Raw genomic sequence first — 20,971 nt, 5'->3', positions numbered from 1 at the left:
TGCTCCCGCTGGACTGCGTAGCAGTCCCATTTTTGGGGCCGCTTCGCGCCCCAACGGGAGCAAGCTCCCTCGCCACAGGTCGCAGGTTTTTCTGCTTTAGCGCTTAACTGACCGGCATTAGGGCAAGCCCGCTCCCACAGTTGACCGCGTACATCCTTGAAATACAGTGCGCGTGTGGGAGCGGGCTTGCCTGCGAAGGGGCCTCAACGCCTGATCAACTTCTCCTGAATCGCCTGCTGATCCATGTCCAGCAATACCTGCTGCTTACCGCCAACCATCACCGCCGCCGGCACTCCATCGCGGTACACGATCCGATTCCCGCTTACCGCCGGTACCTTGGCGCCCGGCAACAGCGTGCCGACGAGGTTCAGCGGGTCGGCTCCGCATACCGCGATCAAGCTTGCGTCGTGGGGCCGGCGCCGCACTTCACGCAGCAATGGGATGGCCTCCGGCAACGCGAACTGCTCGCCTGCCAAGCCACTGACGAACCGCCCGCCGCGAATCTCGCCCCGTGCTTCCAGGCGGTGGTAGGTGCGCAGCAATTCCCGCCAACTCGGTAACCACTCCGCCTCGCGCTCCAGCAAGCGCCAGAACACCACGCCGTAGCGGCGCAGCAGGGTCATCGCCACATGCTCCAGCGTCTCTGCCGAATGCGCACCGGGCTCGGCTGGCGCGCGCCGAATCAATGCCCAGCGCCCGGCATCGTCCATGCCGCCGATAAAGGCGCCCCGGCCACGCCGGCTGCTGCGCGCCTGGCGCTTGCTGGCGGGGGTGGTGAGGGCGCGCAGCCCGGCGAAGCTGTCGGCATTGACCAGCCCTGCACCGACTAACTCCTGCAACGCGGTTTCCAGCTCGCTGCGCAACAGATGGGCTTCGTGCACCAGCTCATCGAAAAACAATGCGCCCTGTTCGCGCAGGGCCAAGTGGACTTTTTGCGCCTTGGGCGACAGCGTCGTGCTGTCCGTCTGCTCGGTCAGCCCGCTCCACAACGGCACCTGGCTGCGCGGCAACAGCACGATCGGCGTGCTGCGCAGGGCGATGGCGCTGGCCTTGTGGCTCAGGCGCGTCCACACCAGCTTGCCGCTGCGGCACAGGTCGTCGAGCCAGGTCGGCGAGTAGTCCTTGATACGTGCGCTGAGCAGGTCACTGTCCCAGGCCGAGGTGGCGGCGGCGTAGCCTTCGAACTGGCCGACGATTTGCGGCAACACCGCGCTGCCCTGGCCGCGCGTGCTGTCGGACAGATGCTGCCAGTCGAACAGAAAACGCATGAAATCCTGCAGCGCCACCGGTTCGATTTCCCGACGCAGGCGCTTGACCGTGTAGCGGTGAATACGCGCCAGCAGATGCCGTTCGCACCATTGCTCATCATCGATGCCTGGGCTGAAGTGCCCGCGCAGCACATAGCCCTCCTGCTCCAGCCGCGCCAGCGCTTGGGCAACGGTGGCGTGGGGCAATGCCAGGGGCGCGGCAATCTCGGGCAGCGTCAACGGGCCGAAACCGCCCAGGCGTGCGCGCAGTACTTCCACCAGGGCCTCATCGAATGTCCACGGCTCATCGAAGCCGGGCAGCAGCGGCAAGCTGTGAGGATGGATCGCCTGCAGGCAGCTCAAGCGTTCCACGGCCACCCATAAGCCGTTGGGCAACGGATAAGCGCGTCCGGCCCTGTTCAGCGCCTGCAACCATTCGGCCCATTGCGGCGTGACCTCCTGCTCTGCAATACAGGCCAGGCTCATCAGCGCTTCGTGCATTTCATCCGGCCCCTGGGGCGCGGGCCAGGCCTCCTCGCGTACCCCGGCGATCGCTTCGGCATCCAGCGCGCCGAGGTCGTCGGTACTCTGCGGGTCGCTCCAGCGGCGGTTGATCACGGCCTGGGTGCGGCGCTCTTCCAGCGGCGCGTCATCAAGAAAGGTGTAGGGGCGCGCGCTGAGAATCTCGGCGGCCATCGGCGAGGGCGCGGGCAGGTCGCGGCTGACCATGCGAACGTCGCCCGCTTCCATGCGCCGCAGCAGGGCCAGCCAGCCGTCGCTGTCCATGGCTTCGTGCAGGCAATCATCGAGGGTTTGTTCCACCAGTGGGTGGTCAGGCACTTCGCGTTCGCCGGCGAGGTTTTCCAGGCAGGCAATCTGGTCGGGAAACACGCTGGCGATCAGGTCTTCGCTTTTCATACGCTGGATCTGCGGCGCCACCTTGCGCCCGCCGGTGTAACGCGGCAATGCCAGTGCCACGCCGGCGTTCCAGCGCCAGCGCACGCCGAACAGCGGCGCATCCAGCACGGCCTGGATCAGCAAGTGTTCGGCGCTGTTGCTGTTGAGGTAACGCCACACTTCATCCAGCGCGAAGCTGTGGCTGGTGGACAGCGACAGCACGATCGCATTTTCGCTGGCCGCCGCTTGCAGCTCGAAGTTGAAGGTGCGGCAAAAGCGCTTGCGCAGGGCCAGGCCCCAGGCGCGGTTGATGCGGCTGCCAAAGGGCGTGTGGATGATCAACTGGGTGCCGCCGGAGGCATCGAAAAAGCGCTCCATGATCAATGTGTCCTGGGACGGCAAGGCGCTGAGGGCCAGGCGGGTGCGGGCCAGGTAATCGAGCAGTTGCTCGGCGCTGGCGCGGTTCAGGCCGAGCGTATCGGTGAGCCATGCCTGGGCCGGCAGCAGGTCGCCGGGGCTGGCGCTGAGCAGATGATCCAGATGCCCCTGCAAACGGGCCACCGCCGCCGATAACTCGTTGCTGCGCCCCGGCGCCTCACCCAGCCAGAATGGAATGGTCGGTGGCTGCCCGTGGGCGTCCTCCACCCGTACCTTGCCGGCTTCTACCCGCAGGATGCGGTAGGACGTATTGCCAAGCTGGAAAATATCGCCGGCGATGCTCTCCACGGCGAAGTCTTCGTTGACGCTGCCGATGTTCAGGCTCTGGGGCTCGAGCAGTACGCTGTAGTCGGCGTTGTCGGGAATGGTGCCGCCGCTGGTCACGGCCGTGAGCCGGGCGCCACGGCGGCCGCGCAGGGTGTGCGTCACGGCGTCACGGTGCAGGTAAGCGCTGCGGATGCCCTGACGCCCGTTGTAGCCGTCGGCAAGCATGTGCAACAGCGCCTGGTAGTGGCGTTCATCCAATTCGGCATACGGCGCGGCGCGGCGGATAAGCGCCAGCAGGGCCGCTTCCGACCATTCGCGGGCGCTGACCTCGGCGATGATCTGCTGAGCCAGCACGTCCAGCGGCGCCACTGGAATGTGCAGGGTGTCGAGCTCGCCACGGCGCACGCAGTCGAGGAGGGCGGCGCATTCGATCAAGTCGTCGCGGGTCGTGGCAAACAGGCGACCCTTGGGGGTGCCGCCGACCTGGTGCCCGGAGCGGCCGACCCTTTGCAGAAAGCCGTTAATCGAGCCGGGCGAGCCGATCTGGCAGACCAGATCCACATCGCCGATATCAATCCCCAGCTCCAGGGACGCGGTGGCGATCAGCACTTGCAGCTCACCGGCCTTGAGGCGTTGCTCGGCGTCCAGGCGCATTTCCTTGGCCAGGCTGCCGTGGTGGGCGGCCACCGCCGTTTTGCCCAGGCGCTCGCTCAGGTGCCGCGCCAAGCGTTCGGCCAGGCGCCGAGTGTTGACGAATATCAGCGTGGTGCGGTGTTCGCGGGCCAGTTCGGCAAGACGGTCATAGACCAGCGCCCACACATCGTTGGCCATCACCGCCGAGAGCGGCACCGCAGGCACTTCGATATCCAGGTCACGGGGGCGCGCGTGGCCGATGTCGACGATGGCGCAGGCGCGCGCGGTGCCGACCAAAAAGCGCGAGACCGCGTCGATGGGCTTTTGCGTGGCCGACAGGCCGATGCGCGTCAGTGGCTCGGCGCACAAGGCTTGCAGGCGCTCCAGGCTTAACGCCAGGTGACTGCCACGCTTGCCGGCGGCAATCGCGTGGATTTCATCGACGATCACCGTGCGCGTGCTGGCGAGCATCTGTCGGCCTGAGTCCGAGCCGAGCAGCACATACAGCGATTCCGGGGTGGTGACCAGGATATGCGGCGCACGCTTGCGCATCTGGGCGCGGTCTTTTTGCGGGGTATCGCCGGTGCGCACCGCAGTACGGATCACCAGTGGCGGCAAACCCAGTTTTTCAAGGTGCCCGGTGATGCCGGCCAAAGGGTTTTGCAGGTTGATCTGAATATCGTTGGAGAGTGCCTTGAGCGGCGAAACGTAGACCACCAGGGTTTCATCGGGCAATTGGCCGCCGTTGGCCAAGCCCTGATGGACCAGGTCGTCCAGCACCGCGAGAAAGGCGGTCAGGGTCTTGCCGGAACCCGTAGGCGCGGCGATGAGCGTCGAACGGCGCTGACGGATCAGCGGCCACGCCTGGGCCTGCGCGTCGGTCACCGAGGGGAACGTGCTGCGAAACCAGGTACTGACGGCGGGATGGAAGCCGTCCAGTGCCTTGTCTGTTGAGTCGGGAAGGTTCATGTAGTGATTGATGCCGCCTGCTCCAACAAGTTGCAAACACCTACTTTGTCCGTGACGGTTGCGCTACAAACCCGCAAAATGCAACGATTCTGGAATAAACCTACGGCAAGGCTAACGCGCCTGCCGACAACAACCATCGTTCCAAACAGACCGGGCCTGCTCATCTATGCGAATGCGCCTTATGTTACTGGGCGGCGGGAATGCCCTCGGGCAGGCGCTGATTCGCCTCGGTGCAGAGGAAGACATCGGTTTCCTCGCCCCCAAACCGCCCCAAGACGGCTGGGATGCCGCAAGCCTCACCCAATTGCTCGACGACACCCGTCCCGATGCCTTGATCAACCTCGCCTATTATTTCGACTGGTTCCAGGCCGAGGCTGTCAGCGAAACCCGCCTGGCTTCCCAGGAGTTTGCCATCGAGCGGCTGGCCGAACTGTGCCAGCACCACGGCATTACCCTGGTGCAACCGTCCAGCTACCGCGTGTTCGATGGTTCCCGCGCCACCGCCTACAGCGAAAAAGACGAGCCGGTGCCCCTGGGCCTGCGCGGTCAGGCGTTGTGGCGTATCGAGCAGAGCGTACGCGCCACCTGCCCGCAACATGTGCTGCTGCGGTTTGGCTGGCTGCTGGACGACAGCGTAGACGGCACGCTCGGGCGCTTCCTGGCCCGGGCCGAAAAGCCGGATGAATTACTGATGGCGGACGACCGCCGTGGCAACCCGACGCCGGTGGACGATGCGGCGCGGGTGATCATTTCGGTGCTCAAGCAACTCGATTGCGCGGCGCCGCTGTGGGGCACTTACCATTACGCCGGCCATGAGGCGACCACACCGCTGGCGCTGGGCCAGGCGATCCTCACCGAAGCGCGCAACCTCCACCCGCTGGCCATCGAGTCGCCGACAGCCCAGGCCCACGCGGCGCGGCCGGATGCGTCTGATGAGCCGCAACACGCGGTGCTGGCCTGCAAGAAAATCCTGCATACCTTCGGCATCAAGCCACGGGCGTGGCGGGCGGGGCTACCGGCATTGCTCGACCGGTTCTACCGCCGCAGCTGACACTCTGCAAAACCAAATGTGGGAGCGAGCTTGTGTAGAAGCCGGCTTGCCTGCGATGCAGACAACTCGGCGTATCAGTGATACCCAGGTGATGCTATCGCAGGCAAGCCGGCGCCTACACAAGTCCCGCTCCCACATGGGGTGTGACGTGTGTGTTGGGCCGCGTTTAGAACTTGTAGCCGATCCCCACCATGTAAACCATCGGGTCGACATCCACGTTGACCTTGGCCCGAGTGCCCTGGCCCAAGGCATTGTTATCCACGGTCGCCTTGGTGCTGATGTCGATATAACGCGCTTGGGCGTTGATCATCCATTTGTCGTTGATCATGTAGTCGGCGCCGATCTGCGCGGCCCAGCCCCAGGAGTTCTCGGCCTTGAAGTTGCTGAAGCCGGCTTGCTCGGCGCGGCTGCCGACGTGCTCGTCGTAGATCCAGGTGTAGTTGATACCGGCGCCCACATACGGTTGGAACGCCGACTTGTGGTCCAGCGGGTAGTACACGACGCTCAAGGTCGGCGGCAAGTGTTTCAGCGTGCCGAGCTTGCCGTTGGCGGCGCCCAGGGCGGTGTTTTTGATCTTCACGTCATGCTCGAACGGCGTAGCGGCCAGCAGTTCGATACCGACGTGATCGGTGATCATGTAAGCGAAGTTCAAGCCCAACTGGGTGTCGCTGCTCATGGTCGCCTTGCCGCCCAGGTTGGCGCCCGCCAAGGGGCCTTGGTCAACCTTGACGCTGCTGCTGTCGGCCTTCGGGTTCACGGTGATTGCACCGGCGCGAACCAGAATATCGCCGGCTTGGTGAGCGTGAGCGACAGGGGCGACGAGGGCGAGCGCGAAGAGGGACGCGCCGAGCAGAGACTTGTTCATGGGAGCTCCAGAAGGACGTTAAAAGTTGTACGTCCAATGGTAAAGATCGTTCCGCTCGATCTTTTGACTCAGCTCAATGAAAGGGTAACCACGCCGCAAAAACTGTGGAAGCGGGCTTGCTCCCACCGGTTGATCTTCGGTGTTCTTGCGCTGGTTATTCCTCAAGCTCATACATATAGATTTTCTGTGCATCCATCTGGTAACCGGCATCGGCCAATTCACTGGATGAAGGCTTGACCTGCATCGCCCCTTCGATCCAGTACGGCTGGTACAGCTCATCGAGTTTCACGCCGACTTCGCTTTTCACGTGCACGATCTGGTTCGACGGCGGCGGCGGAACATGAATGCACGCGCCGAAATACGGCACCAGCAGGAACTCGGTGGTGCGGCCTTCTTCGCTCACTTCCAGCGGCACGATGTACCCCGGCAGGCGAATGTGCCGGCCGTCGAGGCTCTGCACCACCGGCGCGTTGGGCAAGTCCTGCTTGGCTGCGGGCGCAGCCTCCACGGATAAGGCATCGGCCATGCTCGACAAGTCGTGCAGCGGTTTCATATTGGGCACTTCCGGTGGCGCATCCGGTGGGATCATTTCCTGCCAGGACAAATCGTGGGGCTGCTCCTCGGCCCAGGCAGGTACGGCCACCAGCAGTAACAGGGCAAACAGCGTACGACGCATCGACACCTTCCTCATAAACGAATGGACAGGCCATCAGCCAACGACTGGCGATAGGCACGCCATGCGGGCACGCTGCCCATCAATAGCGCCGCGGCCAGGATACCGGCGAGCAACGACCATTCATATTCGCTCGGCCATGCCATCGGCAAGTCCAGGCCGTAGTTGGCCTGCAGATAGCCGCGCGATGCGCCAATGCACAGGTACAGCAAACCCAGACCTGCCACCACGCCGGACAGGGCCAGCGCGAAGGCCTCGAAGATCAGCAGCGTTGCGATATGCCACGGCCGGGCGCCCACCGAGCGCAGGATCGCCATTTCGCGGCGGCGTTCGTTGAGGCTGGTGAGGATCGCCGTGAGCATGCCGATCAGACCGGTCAGCACGACGAACAACGAGATCACGAACAAGGCTTTTTCGGCCGTGCCCATCATGCTCCACAGCTCTTGCAGCGCCACGCCCGGCAGAATCGCCAGCATCGGCTCGCCACGGAATTCATTGATTTCCCGTTGCAGCGCGAAGGTGGAAATCTTGTTGTTCAAACCGAGCATGAATGCGGTGATGGCTTGCGGAGTGAGGTCCATGTTGCGCGCCTGATCGGCGCTGATACGGCCTTTGCCCTGGGCCGGCACGCCGTTGTGCCAGTCGATGTGGATCGCCTCCATGCCGCCGAGGCTGATATGCAGCGTACGGTCCACCGGCGTACCGGTGCGCTTGAGGATGCCGACCACGGTGAACGGCTTGTCATCGTGCTTGACCAGGCTGACCACCGCCACGCCATGGGCCAGCACCAGCTTGTCGCCGAGCTTGTAGTGCAGGGCCTCGGCGACTTCGGCACCGAGTACCACCTCGAACGGATCGGTGGCGAACGCGCGGCCGCTGGCCAATTCAAGGTTTTGTTTGCGACCGTACTGGTAATGCTCGAAGTAGGATTCGTTGGTGCCCATCACCCGGTACCCGCGATGGGAGTCGCCGAGGGAAATCGGGATCGCCCATTTCACCTGGGGGCTGGCGGCGAAGTGCTCAAAGCTGTCCCAGCGGATGTTATTGGTGGCGTTGCCGATGCGGAACACCGAGTACAGCAGCAGGTTTACCGAGCCGGAGCGTGCACCGACGATCAGGTCCGTGCCGCTGATGGTGCTGGCGAAGCTGTTGCGCGCTTCAACGCGCACGCGCTCCACCGCGAGCAGCAAGCAGACGGAAAGCGCAATGGCGAAGGCGGTGAGGATCGCGGTAAAGCGGCGGTTGGCCAGGCTGGCCATGGCCAGACGAAACAGATACATCTCAAACCTCTGCGGGCGCGGCGGCGCGATTGAGTTCGGCCAGCGACAGGTTGCGGTCGAACAGCGGGGCCAGGCTTTGGTCGTGGCTGACAAACAACAGGCTGGCGCCCGCTTCGCGGCATTCGGCGAACAGCAGCTGGATGAATGCTTCGCGGGCGTCGTAGTCGAGGGCCGAGGTGGGCTCGTCGGCGATAACCAGTTCCGGTTGGCCGATCAGCGCACGGGCGGCGGCCACCCGTTGTTGCTGGCCGATGGACAGCGAGTCGGCGCGGCGCTCGAGCAAGTCAGGGTCTTTCAAACCCAGGTGTGCAAGCAACGTGGCTGCGGCCTGGTCGACACTGCCGTGGCGTTGGGCCGCCCGCTGTGCGCGCAGTTTGGAGAAGTGGCAAGGCAGCTCGACGTTTTCGCGCACCGACAAAAACGGCAGCAGGTTGAACTGCTGGAAGATATAGCCGGTGTGGTCCACGCGAAAACGGTCACGGGCGCCGGCCGAGAGTTCGGTCAGCTCCTGGCCGAGCAGGCGAATGCTGCCTCGGCTGGGTTTCTGCACACCGCCGAGCAAGCCGAGCAAGGTGGTTTTGCCACTGCCGCTCGGGCCCTTGAGGAACAGGGTTTCCCCCGGCTCCAGGCGGAACGCGGGGATGTCCAGCAACTGTGGGTGACCGGGCCAGTTGAAGCCCAGGTCGGACAGTTCGATTAATGCGTGGGTCATGTGAACTCAGAATTTCAGGGTGGCTGCAGTGGCGGTCGCTTCAACACCTTGCTGGCCGCTCGGGCCGATCAGTTGTACCTGAATTTTCTGGGTGGCGGGGAAGGACTTGAACACCTGGGTCAGGTCCAGGTTACTCAGCGCAGTCGGCGTGGCGCAGGTGAACTGGTAGTGGGCGTGGATTTCGCTGTGGTCATGATGATGCTCATGAGCGGCGGCGCCTTTGCCGTCGGTGGCGTGGGCATCGTCGTCGTCATCGTGATCGGCTTCCGGCTTGTCACCGAACAGCGGGCTGTTGAGTTCCTGGGCGCTGACGACGCAACCGGCGGCCTTGGGCAGGTTGAACAGCGCCAGCGGAGCTTCCAACTGTTTGCGCGCTGCGGCGACTTTGGCTTTGTCGGCGGCGCTGGTCGCTGCGTGTTCGAAACCCACCAGGTTCATCGCCGGGCTGTCCAGCTCAAGCTCCAGGCTCTGGCCGTCCAGCACCGCATTGAGACGACCCACACCGTGTTCGTGAGCGCCGAGGCTGCCATGCTCATGGTCGTGATCTTCATGGGCATGGGCGACAGCCAGTGGCAGCAGGGCAAACGGCAAAGCAAGCAGCAGACGGCGCATGACAGGACTCCAGAGATGACAGTTTTGTTATGTGATCTTATAACAATCGTGCCGAGAGTTTGACCGCCCGCTTTGCGTTGCGCAAGCTGCATGGGAGCATGCCCGTCAGAAAAATGCAGGAGTAAGGACCGATGTTGCGAATTCGTGGAACCGTTGGCGACCTGCCGGTGGATTTGACCCTGGAGTTGGACGACGGTGATTGGGCGCGGCTGGGCGCGCAATTGCAGGCCGCCCCGGCGCAGAGCGCGCCAACCGTGGTACCGGCCAAGCAAAACGAGGACCTGTGGCAGAGCGCCCAGGAGGTATTGCGTAACGCCGGGCAGCTCAGCGGCCTGGAACTGCTCGATCAACTTGAGGGCCTGGCCGGCGATGCGGCGGCGGGCAAGCGCCTGTTGGTGCGCCTGCGTCACAGCGCGAAAGTGAAGGTTGTGAGCGGCGGGGATACGCCGCTGTACACCTGGATTGACTCTTTGTAGGAGCGAGCTGCTCGCGAAAACGCGAGAGTGCCGCGTTCATCCAGGATGTTCGCGTTATCGTTGACGATTTTCGCGAGCAAGCTCGCTCCTACAGGGCAAGGGTCAGTACAACGCGGCGAACATTTTGCGGCGGTACACCGTGACCAGCGGTTGATCATTGCCCAGCAACTCGAACACCTGCAGCAACGTCTTGTGCGGCAAGCCTTCGCTGTAGCTGCGATTGCGGATAAACAGCTTGAGCAGGCCTTCCAGCGCCGCATCGTATTGCTGGCGCGCCAGCTGTTGAATACTCAGCTGATAAGCGGCCTCGTCATCCTGCGGGTTCTGCGCCAGGCGGCTTTTCAGGTCGGCGGCGTCCGGCAGGTCGGCAGCCTGGCGCAGAAAGGTGATTTGCGCCTTGGCCCCGGCGAGGGCGGCCTTGTGGTCGTCGCTCTTCACTGCATCCAGCACGGCCTGGGCTTCACCCAGTTCACCGCGCTCGGCCAGGCAGCGTGCGTACAGGATCAGCGCGGCGGCGTTGGTGTTGTCTTCGCCAAGCAGCGCGACCAGCACGGCTTCGGCATCGCTGATGCGGCCCTCGGCAAACAACCCTTGCGCCTGCTCCAGCGGGTCTGCCGCAGCTGGCGGCGGCATCTGCACATGGGGCTCGAGCATCGCCCGCACCGCCGACTCCGGCTGCGCCCCGGCAAACCCATCCACCGGCTGACCGTCCTTGAACAGCACCACCGTGGGCAGGCTTTGAATGCCGAAACGCGCCACGATGTCCTGCTCGGCTTCGCAATCGACCTTGGCCAGCAGCAATTCGCCGCGATAACTCTCGGCAATCTGCGCCAGCATCGGCATCAGCGCCTTGCACGGCGCGCACCACTCGGCCCAGAAATCCACCAGCACAGGTTTTTCGAAAGAATTCTGAATCACCGCCTGCTCGAAGTTGGCGGTGGTGACGTCGAAGATGTACGGCGTTGGCTCACTCATGGGGCGTCTCGAATAAAGCGGGAAATGGGGGCAACTATAAGGGCTGGCGCCGGCTATCGGAAGCCGCGTGGGAATTAGTGTTCAGACGCATGCCAAAACGGATCGAGGTACCAGTCCTGAGGAAAACCCATTGCTTTGAGACTGACCTCGGGATTTGCGGATAAGCAAATGCAAGCTGTGGCCCCAGCGAGTGTGTGGACTCACTTGGCGCATCAGATGATTGAGCATGCAAAGAACCGCGAACATTCGTTTTTGCCGGAGAGCGTTGCGAGCAGGCGCTGCCGGAAATTTGTAACGTGGACGGTTATCGCCGCGAATGGTACAGGCTCACCTTGCGAAACTCCCAAGGCTCGGCCAGGTCCGGCAGGGTCAGCGCATCAAGAATTTCCAGCCGCCGATAATTCGGATGCTGGAAGTCGCGCACCCTTGAATCGGCCACCAGCGCTTCGCGGCCACGGGTCAGAAATTGATCCAGCAGCGGCAGGTTGGCGCGGTCGTAAAGCACGTCGGCCACCAGGATCAAGTCGAAGCGGTCGGCTTCGGCGAAGAAGTCTGCCGAATAACCCAATTCCACTTCGTTGAGTTCAGCATTCGCCCGGCAAGCCGCCAACGCCAGTGGGTCCAGGTCACAGGCCACCACTTCCAGCGCGCCTGCTTTTACCGCGGCAATCGCGGCCACGCCGGAGCCGGCGCCGAAATCCAGCACACGCTTGCCCGCCACCCACGCGGGGTTCGCCGCCAGATAGCGCGCCAGCGCCAGGCCACTGGCCCAGCAGAAGCTCCAATAGGGCGGCTCATGCAGAATGCGCCGGGTTTCTTCCTGGCTGAAGGCGCGGTCCATGTTGCCGGCGTCGAGCAGCCATAACGACAGCTCAGTGCCCGGCAGCGGGCAGGGCACAAGTTGTGCATCGCCGATCAACTCGCTCAGGGCGCGTTGCAGGTGCAGCGGTGGTGTCATGGCGCCTTGACGAGTTGCAGAGGGCCGGTGGTCTGGGTGATTGCCTGGGTGATGCGCACGGCGGGCAGGTGCAGGATTAACTGGCCGGACTGACTGGCGCGACCGCGCAACTCAACCCGCGCCCCGGCCGGGAAGGCTTCCGGGTTAAAGCGCAGGCGGAAGGCCACGGGCTTGCCGTTACCGGTCAGCACGCTGCTGGCGAGCAGTTGTTGCGGGCGCGAGCGATCGTCGATCACCAACAGCGCCATCTCGACTTCGGCGCCGGCCGGCACGTTGGTCAGGTTGCCGCTGATCTCTCGCTGGTAGGCGGGCAGGGGGCCGGGTTCTTCAATCCCAGGGACCTTTTTCTCTTGTGCCGGGGTTGGCTGAGGCGCGGCAGGCTTGGGGGCTTCGCTGCTGCAGGCGACCAGAAAACTGAACAGGGCGACTAAAACAAGTGGTCGTAACTGCATATACGGCTCCAGAAAGGACAAAATCCGTGGCTTAAAAAATATGAAACATAATAACCAGCCTATATACCGTAAAGCCTATGGCTTGTCTTGCGACGGGGATGCGCTACCATGGCCCTCCCATTTTTTGTTGCCTGCCAACCATGCACTGTCCCTTCTGCGGTGCCAACGACACCAAGGTCATTGACTCGCGTCTGGTCGCCGAGGGTGACCAAGTGCGTCGCCGGCGCGAATGCCTGGCCTGTGGTGAGCGTTTCACCACCTTCGAAACCGCCGAACTGGTATTGCCACGTCTGATCAAGTCCGACGGCAGCCGCCAGCCTTTCGACGAAGAAAAACTGCGCGCCGGTATGCAGCGCGCCCTGGAAAAACGCCCGGTGAGTGTCGAGCGGCTGGAAGCGGCGCTGGCGCATATCAAGCACAAGTTGCGGGCGACCGGCGAGCGTGAGGTCAAGAGCCTGGTGGTGGGCGAGTTGGTGATGGGCGAGCTGCAAAAGCTCGACGAAGTCGCCTATATCCGTTTCGCCTCGGTGTATCGACGCTTCCAGGACCTCAATGAGTTCCGCGAAGAGATCGACCGCCTGGCGCGTGAGCCTTCCAAACAATGACTTCCCCAGAGCAGGCCGTACTCGACGCCCATTACATGGCCCGCGCCCTCGAATTGGCGCGCAAGGGCTTGTACACCACCCACCCCAATCCACGAGTTGGTTGCGTGATCGTGCGCGATGGGCAGATTGTCGGCGAAGGCTGGCATGAGCGCACCGGCGAGCCCCATGCCGAGCCTAACGCCTTGCGCGCCGCCGGTGACAAGGCCCGTGGCGCCACGGTGTACGTGACCCTCGAGCCGTGCAGCCACCACGGCCGCACGCCGCCCTGCGCCGATGCGCTGGTGAGCGCCGGTGTGGCGCGGGTGGTGGCCGGTATGCAGGACCCCAACCCGGAAGTGGCGGGGCGCGGCATGCAGCGCCTGGCCCAGGCCGGGGTCGAGACGCGTAGCGGCGTGCTGGAATCCGAAGCGCGTGCGCTGAATCCTGGCTTTCTCAAGCGCATGGAGCACGGCCTGCCGTTTGTGCGGGTCAAGCTGGCGATGAGCCTGGACGGGCGCACCGCCATGGCCAGCGGCGAAAGCCAATGGATCACCGGCCCCGCCGCCCGCGCTGCGGTACAGCGCCTGCGCGCCGAAGCGAGCGTAGTGCTGACCGGCGCCGATACGGTGCTGGCCGACGGCGCCCGCCTGACCGTGCGCGCCGCCGAGCTGGGCCTGGATGAACAAACCACCGCCCTGGCCATGTCGCGCCCGCCGCTGCGCGTGTTGATCGACGGCCGCCTGCGGGTGCCGCTCAATGCGCCATTCTTCAAGGCCGGCCCGGCGTTGGTCATCACCTGCGTGACCCCGGAGAACCAATTCCCCCGTGGTCCCGAATGCCTGGTGGTGCCGGGTGTGGAGGGCCAGGTCGACCTGCGTTCGGCGCTGGTGGCACTCGCCGCCCGTGGCGTCAACGAAGTGCTGGTGGAAGCCGGCCCAAGCCTGGCCGGCGCGTTTGCCCAGCAGGGCCTTGTCGACGAATACGTGATTTTTGTTGCCGGCAAATTCCTCGGCTCCGCTGCGCGGCCTCTGCTGGACTGGCCGCTTGAGAAGCTCGCAGACGCCCCCCAACTCAAGATCACTGACATGCGCGCTGTTGGCGACGACTGGCGAGTCACCGCCGTCCCGCTTGCGGCAGCGAGCGTATAATTCCCGGCCTGCGCTTGAGCGTCAGCCCCGTTTTCAGGAGAACGACATGTTCACCGGCATTATCGAGTCCATCGGCAGCATCCGCGCAATGACCCCCAAAGGCGGCGACATCCGCCTGCTGGTTGAAACCGGCAAGCTCGACCTGGGCGACGTCAAACTGGGCGACAGCATCGCCGTCAGCGGTGTGTGCCTGACCGTCGTCGAGCTGCCGGGCAACGGCTTCGCCGCCGATGTCAGCCGCGAGACCCTGGACTGCACCGCGATGAACGACCTCAAGGCCGGCAGCCCGGTCAACCTGGAAAAAGCCCTGACACCGACCACGCGCCTGGGCGGCCACCTGGTCAGCGGCCACGTCGATGGCGTCGGCGAAGTCGTGGCCCGCAGCGAAAACGCGCGTGCCGTGGAATTTCGTATCCGCGCGCCGAAAGAGCTGGCCAAGTACATCGCCCACAAAGGCTCGATCACCGTCGACGGCACCAGCCTGACCGTGAACGCCGTGAATGGCGCCGAATTCGAACTGACCATCATTCCTCACACCCTCAGCGAAACCATCATGGCCTCTTACCAGCCGGGTCGCCGGGTGAACCTGGAAGTGGACTTGCTTGCCCGTTACCTGGAGCGCCTGCTGCTGGGCGAAAAGGCCGCAGAGCCTGTATCCGGCAACATCACCGAAAGTTTTCTGGCCGCTAACGGCTATCTGAAATCCTGACCAAGGGGGTGCCGCGTGGCGCTCAATAGCATCGAAGAACTGGTTGAAGACATCCGCCAAGGCAAGATGGTCATCCTGATGGATGACGAAGATCGCGAGAATGAAGGCGATATCATCATGGCCGCCGAGGCGTGCAAGCCTGAGCACATCAACTTCATGGCCAAGCACGCCCGTGGTTTGATCTGCATGCCCATGAGCCGCGAACGCTGTGAATTGCTCAAGCTGCCGTTGATGGCGCCGCGCAATGGCTCGGGTTTTGGTACCAAGTTCACCGTGTCGATTGAAGCCACCACCGGCGTCACCACCGGCATCTCCGCCGCCGACCGTGCCCGCACCGTGCAAGCCGCCGCTGCGAAAGATGCCAAGGCCGAAGACATAGTCAGTCCGGGCCATATCTTTCCGCTGATGGCCCAGCCGGGCGGCACCCTGGCGCGCGCGGGGCACACCGAAGCCGCTTGCGACCTGGCGCGCATGGCCGGGTTCGAGCCCAGCGGAGTGATCTGCGAAGTGATGAACGACGACGGCACCATGGCCCGTCGCAGTGAACTCGAAGCGTTTGCCGCCGAACACAACCTCAAGATCGGCACCATTGCCGACCTGATTCACTACCGCATGATCCACGAGCGTACCGTTCAGCGGATTGCCGAGCAGCCGCTGGACAGCGAACTGGGCCAATTCAATTTGGTGACCTACCGTGATTCCGTGGAAGGCGACGTGCACATGGCCCTCACCCTGGGCAGCATTTGCGCCGATGAGCCGACCTTGGTGCGCGTGCACAACATGGACCCGCTACGCGATTTGCTGATGGTCAAGCAGCCCGGCCGCTGGAGCCTGCGCGCCGCCATGGCCGCGGTTTCCGAGGCGGGCAGCGGCGTGGTGCTGTTGCTCGGTCACCCGCTGGATGGCGATGTATTGCTGGCGCATATCCGCGAAACGGCCGACAACGCGCCGGTGAAAAAACCGACCACCTACAGCATCGTCGGTGCCGGTTCGCAGATCCTGCGCGACCTCGGTGTACGCAAAATGCGCTTGATGAGCGCACCCATGAAATTTAATGCGATATCCGGTTTCGACCTGGAAGTTGTAGAATACGTGCCCTCCGAATAAAGGCCGGCGATTTCTGCCCCTTGTTCGCGGTTAAATCATCACTGAGGGACGCACCTTTCGCGTCCCGGCTCTTTAAGAGATTTGTCGAATGACCCTGAAGACCATCGAAGGTACCTTCATCGCCCCCAAAGGCCGCTATGCCCTGGTGGTTGGCCGCTTCAACAGCTTCGTGGTTGAAAGCCTGGTAAGCGGTGCCGTTGACGCCCTGGTTCGCCACGGTGTAAGCGAGAGCGACATCACCATTATCCGTGCCCCTGGCGCCTTCGAAATTCCACTGGTTGCGCAAAAAGTTGCCCAGCAGGGTGAATACGCGGCGATCATCGCACTGGGCGCGGTCATTCGTGGCGGTACCCCGCATTTCGAATACGTGGCCGGCGAATGCACCAAGGGCCTGGCCCAGGTGTCCATGGAGTTCGGCGTGCCCGTCGCTTTCGGCGTGCTGACCGTGGATTCCATCGAGCAAGCCATCGAACGTTCCGGCACCAAGGCCGGTAACAAAGGCGCTGAGGCTGCCCTGTCCGCCCTGGAAATGGTCAGCCTGCTGTCGCAGTTGGAGGCTAAGTGATTTCCGACGAGAGCGATCGTTTCAACCCACGTGACGAGCGTCCAGCCGACGCCGGCAAGCCTTCGAAGAGCGAAAAGCGCCGTGCTGCGCGCCAGCTCGCGACCCAGGCGCTGTACCAGCGCCACATGGCCGGCACGTCGCTGAACGAAATCGAAGCGCAATTTCGCGTCGATAACGATTTCACCTTCGCCGATCAAAATTACTTCCACGACATCCTGCACGGTGTTCCGGCCAACCTGGACGAAATCGACAAGGCGCTGGCGCCGTGCCTGGACCTGACCCTCGAAGAGCTGGACCCGGTTGAACTGGCCGTATTGCGCCTGTCCACCTGGGAACTGCTCAAGCGTGTCGACGTGCCCTACCGCGTGGTGATCAACGAAGGCATCGAACTGGCCAAGGTCTACGGTTCGACCGACGGCCACAAGTTCGTCAACGGCGTGCTCGACAAGCTGGCTCCACGCCTGCGTGAAGCCGAAGTGAAGGAACACAAGCGCTGAGTTGCGCTTGATTCCCGTGGGCGAGTTCGAGCTGATCCGCAACTACTTCGCCGCCGCGCCCTGTGCGCAAGGCGGCGCAGGCATTGCCCTGGGGATCGGTGACGACTGCGCCCTGCTGGCGCTCCCCGCCGGGGAGCAACTGGCGGTTTCTACTGACACGTTAGTGGCCGGCGTGCACTTTGCCGACCCGTGTGACCCGTTCCTGCTCGGCCAGCGCTCGCTGGCCGTGGCGGTGAGCGACTTGGCCGCCATGGGCGCCCACCCCCTCGCATTTACCCTTGCCCTGACTACGCCAACCGTCGATGCCGATTGGTTGCAACGCTATGCCCAAGGTTTGAATGCCATGGCGCAACGCTGCGGCGTGGGCTTGGTGGGCGGTGATACCACACGCGGGCCGCTGAGCCTGACCTTGACCGTGTTCGGTCGCGTGCCGGCCGGGCTTGCGCTGACGCGCAGCGGTGCGCAGCCAGGGGACCTGCTGTGTGTCGGGGGGGATCTGGGCAATGCGGCCGGTGCCTTGCCGCTGGTATTGGGCCAGCGCAGTGCGCAGGCGGCCATCGCCGAACCGCTGCTCGCCCACTATTGGTCGCCGCAACCGCAATTGGGGCTGGGCCTGGCCCTGCGGGGTAAAGCGACCTCGGCCATGGATATCTCCGACGGGCTATTGGCCGATTGCGGGCACATCGCCAGGGCATCGGCTGTCAGCCTGTTGATCGAACGCGACACATTGCCGTTGTCTGCGGCGTTGCTGGCGTTTGTCGGCGACCACCAGGCCCGTGTGGCCGCGTTGAGTGGGGGCGACGATTACGTGCTGGTGTTCACGTTACCGCAGGCTGAGTTGGCACCACTGCGGGCAAGTGGCTGGCCGATCCATGTGATCGGGCGGGTCGAAGCGGGGCAGGGCGTAACACTGCTCGACACCGAAGGCCAAGACATCACCCCGGCCGTGCACGGTTATCAGCATTTTCGCGAGCTACCGTAGGCGGCGTCCTGCGCTACCCTTCAAATTAACTATCTCCACGTAGGAAGTCGTCACTATGAGTGTGCGCTGCTGGCTGCTGATCATGCTATGCGCCTTTACCTCTATCCTGACGGCGGATGAAGCCCCGGTGCCCGGCAAGATCATACTGGCCAGCGAGGAGTGGAACGACTACACCAACAATGATGGCAGCGGCCTGGCCTGGGACCTGCTGCGCGGTGTGTTTGAACCGGCCGGCGTCGCCCTGCAAATCCGCAGTGCGCCCTATACCCGCTCGGTCGGCCTGGCCCAGCGTGGCGAGGTGGATGGGTCGGTGCCTACCGCGACGAAGTGGAGCAGGTGCTGTACCCGCACTGGCCTCTCGACTTCGACCATATCTATGCCCTTGGGCTGGCGACCACGCCCACGCCGAGCCTGGCTACACTCGGTGATTACCGCCTGGCCTGGGTACGTGGCTACAAATACGAGCACTATTTGCCGAATGTGCGCCGGTTCAATCAGGTCCAGCGCCGCAGCGGTATTTTATCGATGCTGCAACACGGCCATGCAGACCTCTACATCGAGGCCCTCACCGAAGCCAAATACGTGCTCAGCCAGGCCCCCGACCCGTCCCTTTTCACACTCACCCACCTCATGGAGCTGCCGCTCTACGTAGGCTTTGCCGATAACGAGCGGGGGCGGGCATTGATGGCAGTGTTCGACCAACGTATGGCCACGCTGGTGAAAAGCGGCGAGTTGAAGCCGATTTTTCAACGCTGGAAACAGCCTTACCCGTTCTGACGCACATAGAACCAGGGCGAAGGCCAATCGAACCTATTGATCTTTATCAGCGATAATTCAGCTTAAGCGTCTGTAGGAACCTGCTGTTACAATGCCGCCTCTGTGAAATCTGAAATCAGGAGCACACGGTGCCCGTCGTTTTCGTCGCCGCTTCCAAGCTGCCTACCCCCTTTGCCACGTTCACCATGAACGGCTTTCTTGAAGAAGCCACCGGGCGCGAGCACGTTGTGCTCAGCCTGGGCGATATCGCTGATGGTGCGCCGGTATTGGGCCGCGTGCATTCCGAATGCCTGACCGGCGACGCGCTGTTCAGTCAGCGTTGCGACTGCGGTTCGCAATTGGAAGCCGCGATGCAGGCCATCGCCCGTGAAGGTCGTGGCGTGCTGCTGTACTTGCGTCAGGAAGGCCGTGGCATTGGCCTGTTGAACAAGATCCGCGCCTATGAACTGCAAGATGGCGGCGCCGACACCGTAGAAGCCAACGAGCGCTTGGGCTTCGCCGCCGACCAGCGTGACTACGCCATCTGCCTGCCGATGCTCCAGCATCTGGGTGTGAAGTCTCTGCGCCTGATGACCAACAACCCGCGCAAGGTCAAAGCCTTGACCGAAATGGGCATCACCGTGGCCGAGCGCGTACCGCTGCATACCGGGCACAACCCGCACAACAAACTGTACCTGGCCACCAAAGCCAGCAAGCTCGACCACATGATGGGCAATGAGCACCAGGGCGAGGTCGACCGCGCGTGACCCGCGGTCAGGTGAAACGGCGACTGTCCTTTGCCTGGTGGCAGTACCTGGCCCTGGCCTTGCTCCCATTGTTTGTGATCAACCTGGTGTTCGGTCGCGCCGAATCCTTGCTTCCTGTACTGGCCCTGCCGCTCTTTATCGCCGGCGTGGCCTCGATGTTTCTCAGCCTGCGTTATTTTCACGCCTATAAACACGCGCTGATCGCCACCGCCAAAGCCCTCGACACCCCTGACGAACCTGCCGCCTGGATAGCCCTCGCGGCGCGTCGGCGCACGGCCTTGCTGGTCGCCGCGTTACCGGCCTGGGTCGGCGCGCTGGCGGTGTTCGTCGGCCTGGAAGCGGTGCCGCTGTTCTTGCTGGCGCTGTCGACGATGGTGTTGTTTTACCTTTATCGCATCCCGCGTCAGTTGGGATGAAGCGCTGCTGGCTGGCGCTGTTGCTGGTGTTCAGCGCCCAGGTGTGGGCGGTTGAACGCGTGGTGAGCCTGGCGCCGTCGCTTTCCGAAATCGTGGTCGAATTGGGTGCCGCTGATGTATTGGTCGGCGTGCTCGACGGCGGTGACCGTCCGGCGGCGCTGGTGAGCGTGCCATCGGTCGGGCACTACGGCCAGTTGGACATGGAGCGCTTGCTCAGCCTCAACCCCGATCTGATCCTGCTCTGGCCCGGCAGCGTCGGCCCGGCCCAGCGCGAGCAATTGCAGCGCCTGAACATCCCGGTGTACATCGCCGAACCCCATAATCTTGAACAACTGACCTCCCAAGTCCAGGCGATTGCCGAGCGATTGGGGCGTGCGGATGCCGGGCGAGCGTTGGCCGACAAACTGCGCCAGCGCCTGGCCGAACTGCGCCAGCGCTATCAGCGCGCCGAGCCGGTGCGAGTGTTTTACCAGGTCTGGAACCAGCCGCTGTACACCGTGGGCGGTGGGCAGATCATCAGTGATGCGTTGAAGGTGTGCGGGGCACGTAATGTGTTCGACGACCTCAAGCTGCCGGCGCCGCAGGTCAGTATCGAATCCGTGCTGCAGCGCGATCCCGAGCTGATCCTGGTGGGTGATCAGGCTCAGCGGGAGGCGTGGAAGGTCTGGCCAACCCTGGCGTCGCGAGTGCGGTTGGTACCCGACAAGGGCCTGGAACGGCCCAGTGGGCAAATGCTGGAAGCGGTGGCGCGGTTGTGCCGGGTGATTGCGCCGGGCCTGTGATACCGCTTTCGCGAGCAAGCCCTAATGCCGGTCAGTTAAGCGCTAAAGCAGAAAAACCTGCGACCTGTGGCGAGGGAGCTTGCTCCCGTTGGGGCGCGAAGCGGCCCCAAAAATGGGACTGCTACGCAGTCCAGCGGGAGCTTGCTCCCGCTG

Annotated in this window: 21 protein-coding genes and 1 pseudogene; 13 read left to right on the top strand and 9 right to left on the bottom strand. The window is 63.4% G+C overall.

All coding sequences use genetic code 11. The features are described from left to right. Window positions 1–203: 203 nt before the first annotated feature. Window positions 204–4,451 carry a DEAD/DEAH box helicase gene (locus Q1V60_RS22305; RefSeq protein WP_300634888.1) on the bottom strand — a complete coding sequence of 1,416 codons (4,248 nt, stop codon included), beginning with the start codon at window positions 4,449–4,451 and terminating at the stop codon, window positions 204–206. Window positions 4,452–4,617: 166 nt separating this feature from the next. Between Q1V60_RS22305 and Q1V60_RS22300 the strand changes: the two genes are divergently transcribed. Then, window positions 4,618–5,502 carry a sugar nucleotide-binding protein gene (locus tag Q1V60_RS22300; RefSeq protein ID WP_300634887.1) on the top strand — a complete coding sequence of 295 codons (885 nt, stop codon included), beginning with the start codon at window positions 4,618–4,620 and terminating at the stop codon, window positions 5,500–5,502. Between the two features lie 166 nt (window positions 5,503–5,668). Here the strand turns inward: Q1V60_RS22300 and Q1V60_RS22295 are convergent, their stop codons facing one another. From Q1V60_RS22295 to Q1V60_RS22275, 5 genes are all read right to left on the bottom strand, one after another. Next, window positions 5,669–6,367: an OmpW family outer membrane protein gene (locus tag Q1V60_RS22295; RefSeq protein ID WP_300634885.1), complete on the bottom strand. Its 699-nt coding sequence runs from the start codon at window positions 6,365–6,367 to the stop codon at window positions 5,669–5,671. A gap of 154 nt (window positions 6,368–6,521) precedes the next feature. Continuing rightward, window positions 6,522–7,043 carry a DUF3299 domain-containing protein gene (locus tag Q1V60_RS22290; protein WP_300634883.1) on the bottom strand — a complete coding sequence of 174 codons (522 nt, stop codon included), beginning with the start codon at window positions 7,041–7,043 and terminating at the stop codon, window positions 6,522–6,524. An 11-nt stretch (window positions 7,044–7,054) separates the two neighbouring features. Further along, on the bottom strand, window positions 7,055–8,320 hold the full coding sequence (locus Q1V60_RS22285) for an ABC transporter permease (protein WP_300634881.1): 1,266 nt from the start codon (window positions 8,318–8,320) through the stop codon (window positions 7,055–7,057). A 1-nt stretch (window position 8,321) separates the two neighbouring features. Next, complete coding sequence (locus Q1V60_RS22280; protein WP_300634879.1) at window positions 8,322–9,032, bottom strand: ABC transporter ATP-binding protein; 711 nt, start codon at window positions 9,030–9,032, stop codon at window positions 8,322–8,324. Window positions 9,033–9,038: 6 nt separating this feature from the next. After that, the gene (locus tag Q1V60_RS22275; protein WP_300634877.1) at window positions 9,039–9,644 is read right to left on the bottom strand and encodes a DUF2796 domain-containing protein; all 606 of its coding nucleotides are present in this window, start codon (window positions 9,642–9,644) and stop codon (window positions 9,039–9,041) included. Between the two features lie 131 nt (window positions 9,645–9,775). Here Q1V60_RS22275 and Q1V60_RS22270 point away from each other — a divergent pair, with 131 nt between their 5' ends. Then, window positions 9,776–10,120: a hypothetical protein gene (locus Q1V60_RS22270; RefSeq protein WP_300634875.1), complete on the top strand. Its 345-nt coding sequence runs from the start codon at window positions 9,776–9,778 to the stop codon at window positions 10,118–10,120. A gap of 102 nt (window positions 10,121–10,222) precedes the next feature. On the opposite strand, the gene trxA is transcribed toward Q1V60_RS22270, so the two are convergent. The 3 genes from trxA to Q1V60_RS22255 form a co-directional block, all read right to left on the bottom strand. Further along, a complete protein-coding gene (gene trxA, locus Q1V60_RS22265; protein WP_300634873.1) occupies window positions 10,223–11,095 on the bottom strand; it encodes a thioredoxin in 873 nt (290 codons plus the stop codon). A 304-nt stretch (window positions 11,096–11,399) separates the two neighbouring features. Further along, on the bottom strand, window positions 11,400–12,053 hold the full coding sequence (locus tag Q1V60_RS22260; protein WP_300634871.1) for a 50S ribosomal protein L11 methyltransferase: 654 nt from the start codon (window positions 12,051–12,053) through the stop codon (window positions 11,400–11,402). Further along, window positions 12,050–12,505 carry a YbaY family lipoprotein gene (locus Q1V60_RS22255; protein WP_300634870.1) on the bottom strand — a complete coding sequence of 152 codons (456 nt, stop codon included), beginning with the start codon at window positions 12,503–12,505 and terminating at the stop codon, window positions 12,050–12,052. Before Q1V60_RS22255 ends, Q1V60_RS22260 begins: the two co-directional genes overlap by 4 nt. Window positions 12,506–12,645: 140 nt before the next feature. On the opposite strand from Q1V60_RS22255, the gene nrdR reads away from it, so the two are divergent. The 11 genes and pseudogenes from nrdR to Q1V60_RS22200 all read left to right on the top strand — a co-directional run bounded on the left by nrdR (window position 12,646) and on the right by Q1V60_RS22200 (window position 20,818). Continuing rightward, window positions 12,646–13,110: a transcriptional regulator NrdR gene (gene nrdR, locus Q1V60_RS22250; RefSeq protein ID WP_124364590.1), complete on the top strand. Its 465-nt coding sequence runs from the start codon at window positions 12,646–12,648 to the stop codon at window positions 13,108–13,110. Next, window positions 13,107–14,237 carry a bifunctional diaminohydroxyphosphoribosylaminopyrimidine deaminase/5-amino-6-(5-phosphoribosylamino)uracil reductase RibD gene (gene ribD, locus Q1V60_RS22245; RefSeq protein ID WP_300634867.1) on the top strand — a complete coding sequence of 377 codons (1,131 nt, stop codon included), beginning with the start codon at window positions 13,107–13,109 and terminating at the stop codon, window positions 14,235–14,237. Before nrdR ends, ribD begins: the two co-directional genes overlap by 4 nt. A 46-nt stretch (window positions 14,238–14,283) precedes the next feature. Next, window positions 14,284–14,946, top strand: coding sequence for a riboflavin synthase (locus tag Q1V60_RS22240; RefSeq protein ID WP_300634865.1), 663 nt, complete (start codon window positions 14,284–14,286; stop codon window positions 14,944–14,946). A gap of 15 nt (window positions 14,947–14,961) precedes the next feature. Beyond that, entirely contained in the window at window positions 14,962–16,053 is a 1,092-nt protein-coding gene (ribBA, locus tag Q1V60_RS22235; protein WP_300634863.1) for a bifunctional 3,4-dihydroxy-2-butanone-4-phosphate synthase/GTP cyclohydrolase II, read from the top strand. 88 nt (window positions 16,054–16,141) lie between these two features. Beyond that, the gene (gene ribE / locus Q1V60_RS22230) at window positions 16,142–16,618 is read left to right on the top strand and encodes a 6,7-dimethyl-8-ribityllumazine synthase (protein ID WP_003176356.1); all 477 of its coding nucleotides are present in this window, start codon (window positions 16,142–16,144) and stop codon (window positions 16,616–16,618) included. Further along, the gene (nusB, locus tag Q1V60_RS22225) at window positions 16,615–17,115 is read left to right on the top strand and encodes a transcription antitermination factor NusB (RefSeq protein ID WP_300634859.1); all 501 of its coding nucleotides are present in this window, start codon (window positions 16,615–16,617) and stop codon (window positions 17,113–17,115) included. Before ribE ends, nusB begins: the two co-directional genes overlap by 4 nt. Window positions 17,116–17,131: 16 nt before the next feature. Next, on the top strand, window positions 17,132–18,097 hold the full coding sequence (gene thiL, locus Q1V60_RS22220) for a thiamine-phosphate kinase (RefSeq protein ID WP_300634890.1): 966 nt from the start codon (window positions 17,132–17,134) through the stop codon (window positions 18,095–18,097). Between the two features lie 55 nt (window positions 18,098–18,152). Continuing rightward, a pseudogene (locus Q1V60_RS22215) lies at window positions 18,153–18,874 on the top strand (transporter substrate-binding domain-containing protein). Window positions 18,875–19,002: 128 nt separating this feature from the next. Beyond that, window positions 19,003–19,620: a GTP cyclohydrolase II gene (ribA, locus tag Q1V60_RS22210; RefSeq protein WP_300634857.1), complete on the top strand. Its 618-nt coding sequence runs from the start codon at window positions 19,003–19,005 to the stop codon at window positions 19,618–19,620. After that, window positions 19,617–20,036 carry an MFS transporter gene (locus tag Q1V60_RS22205; protein ID WP_300634855.1) on the top strand — a complete coding sequence of 140 codons (420 nt, stop codon included), beginning with the start codon at window positions 19,617–19,619 and terminating at the stop codon, window positions 20,034–20,036. The genes ribA and Q1V60_RS22205 overlap by 4 nt, the downstream gene beginning before the upstream one ends. Continuing rightward, window positions 20,033–20,818 (top strand): cobalamin-binding protein, encoded by a 786-nt coding sequence (locus tag Q1V60_RS22200; protein ID WP_300634853.1) that lies wholly within the window; start codon window positions 20,033–20,035, stop codon window positions 20,816–20,818. Before Q1V60_RS22205 ends, Q1V60_RS22200 begins: the two co-directional genes overlap by 4 nt. The last annotated feature ends 153 nt before the right edge of the window (window positions 20,819–20,971 follow it).

The sequence above is a fragment of the Pseudomonas sp. genome (genome assembly GCF_030147005.1).
GTDB lineage: Bacteria > Pseudomonadota > Gammaproteobacteria > Pseudomonadales > Pseudomonadaceae > Aquipseudomonas.
The sequence above is the reverse complement of the archived record's forward strand: the minus strand, read 5'-3'. Positions and strand labels throughout refer to the sequence as shown.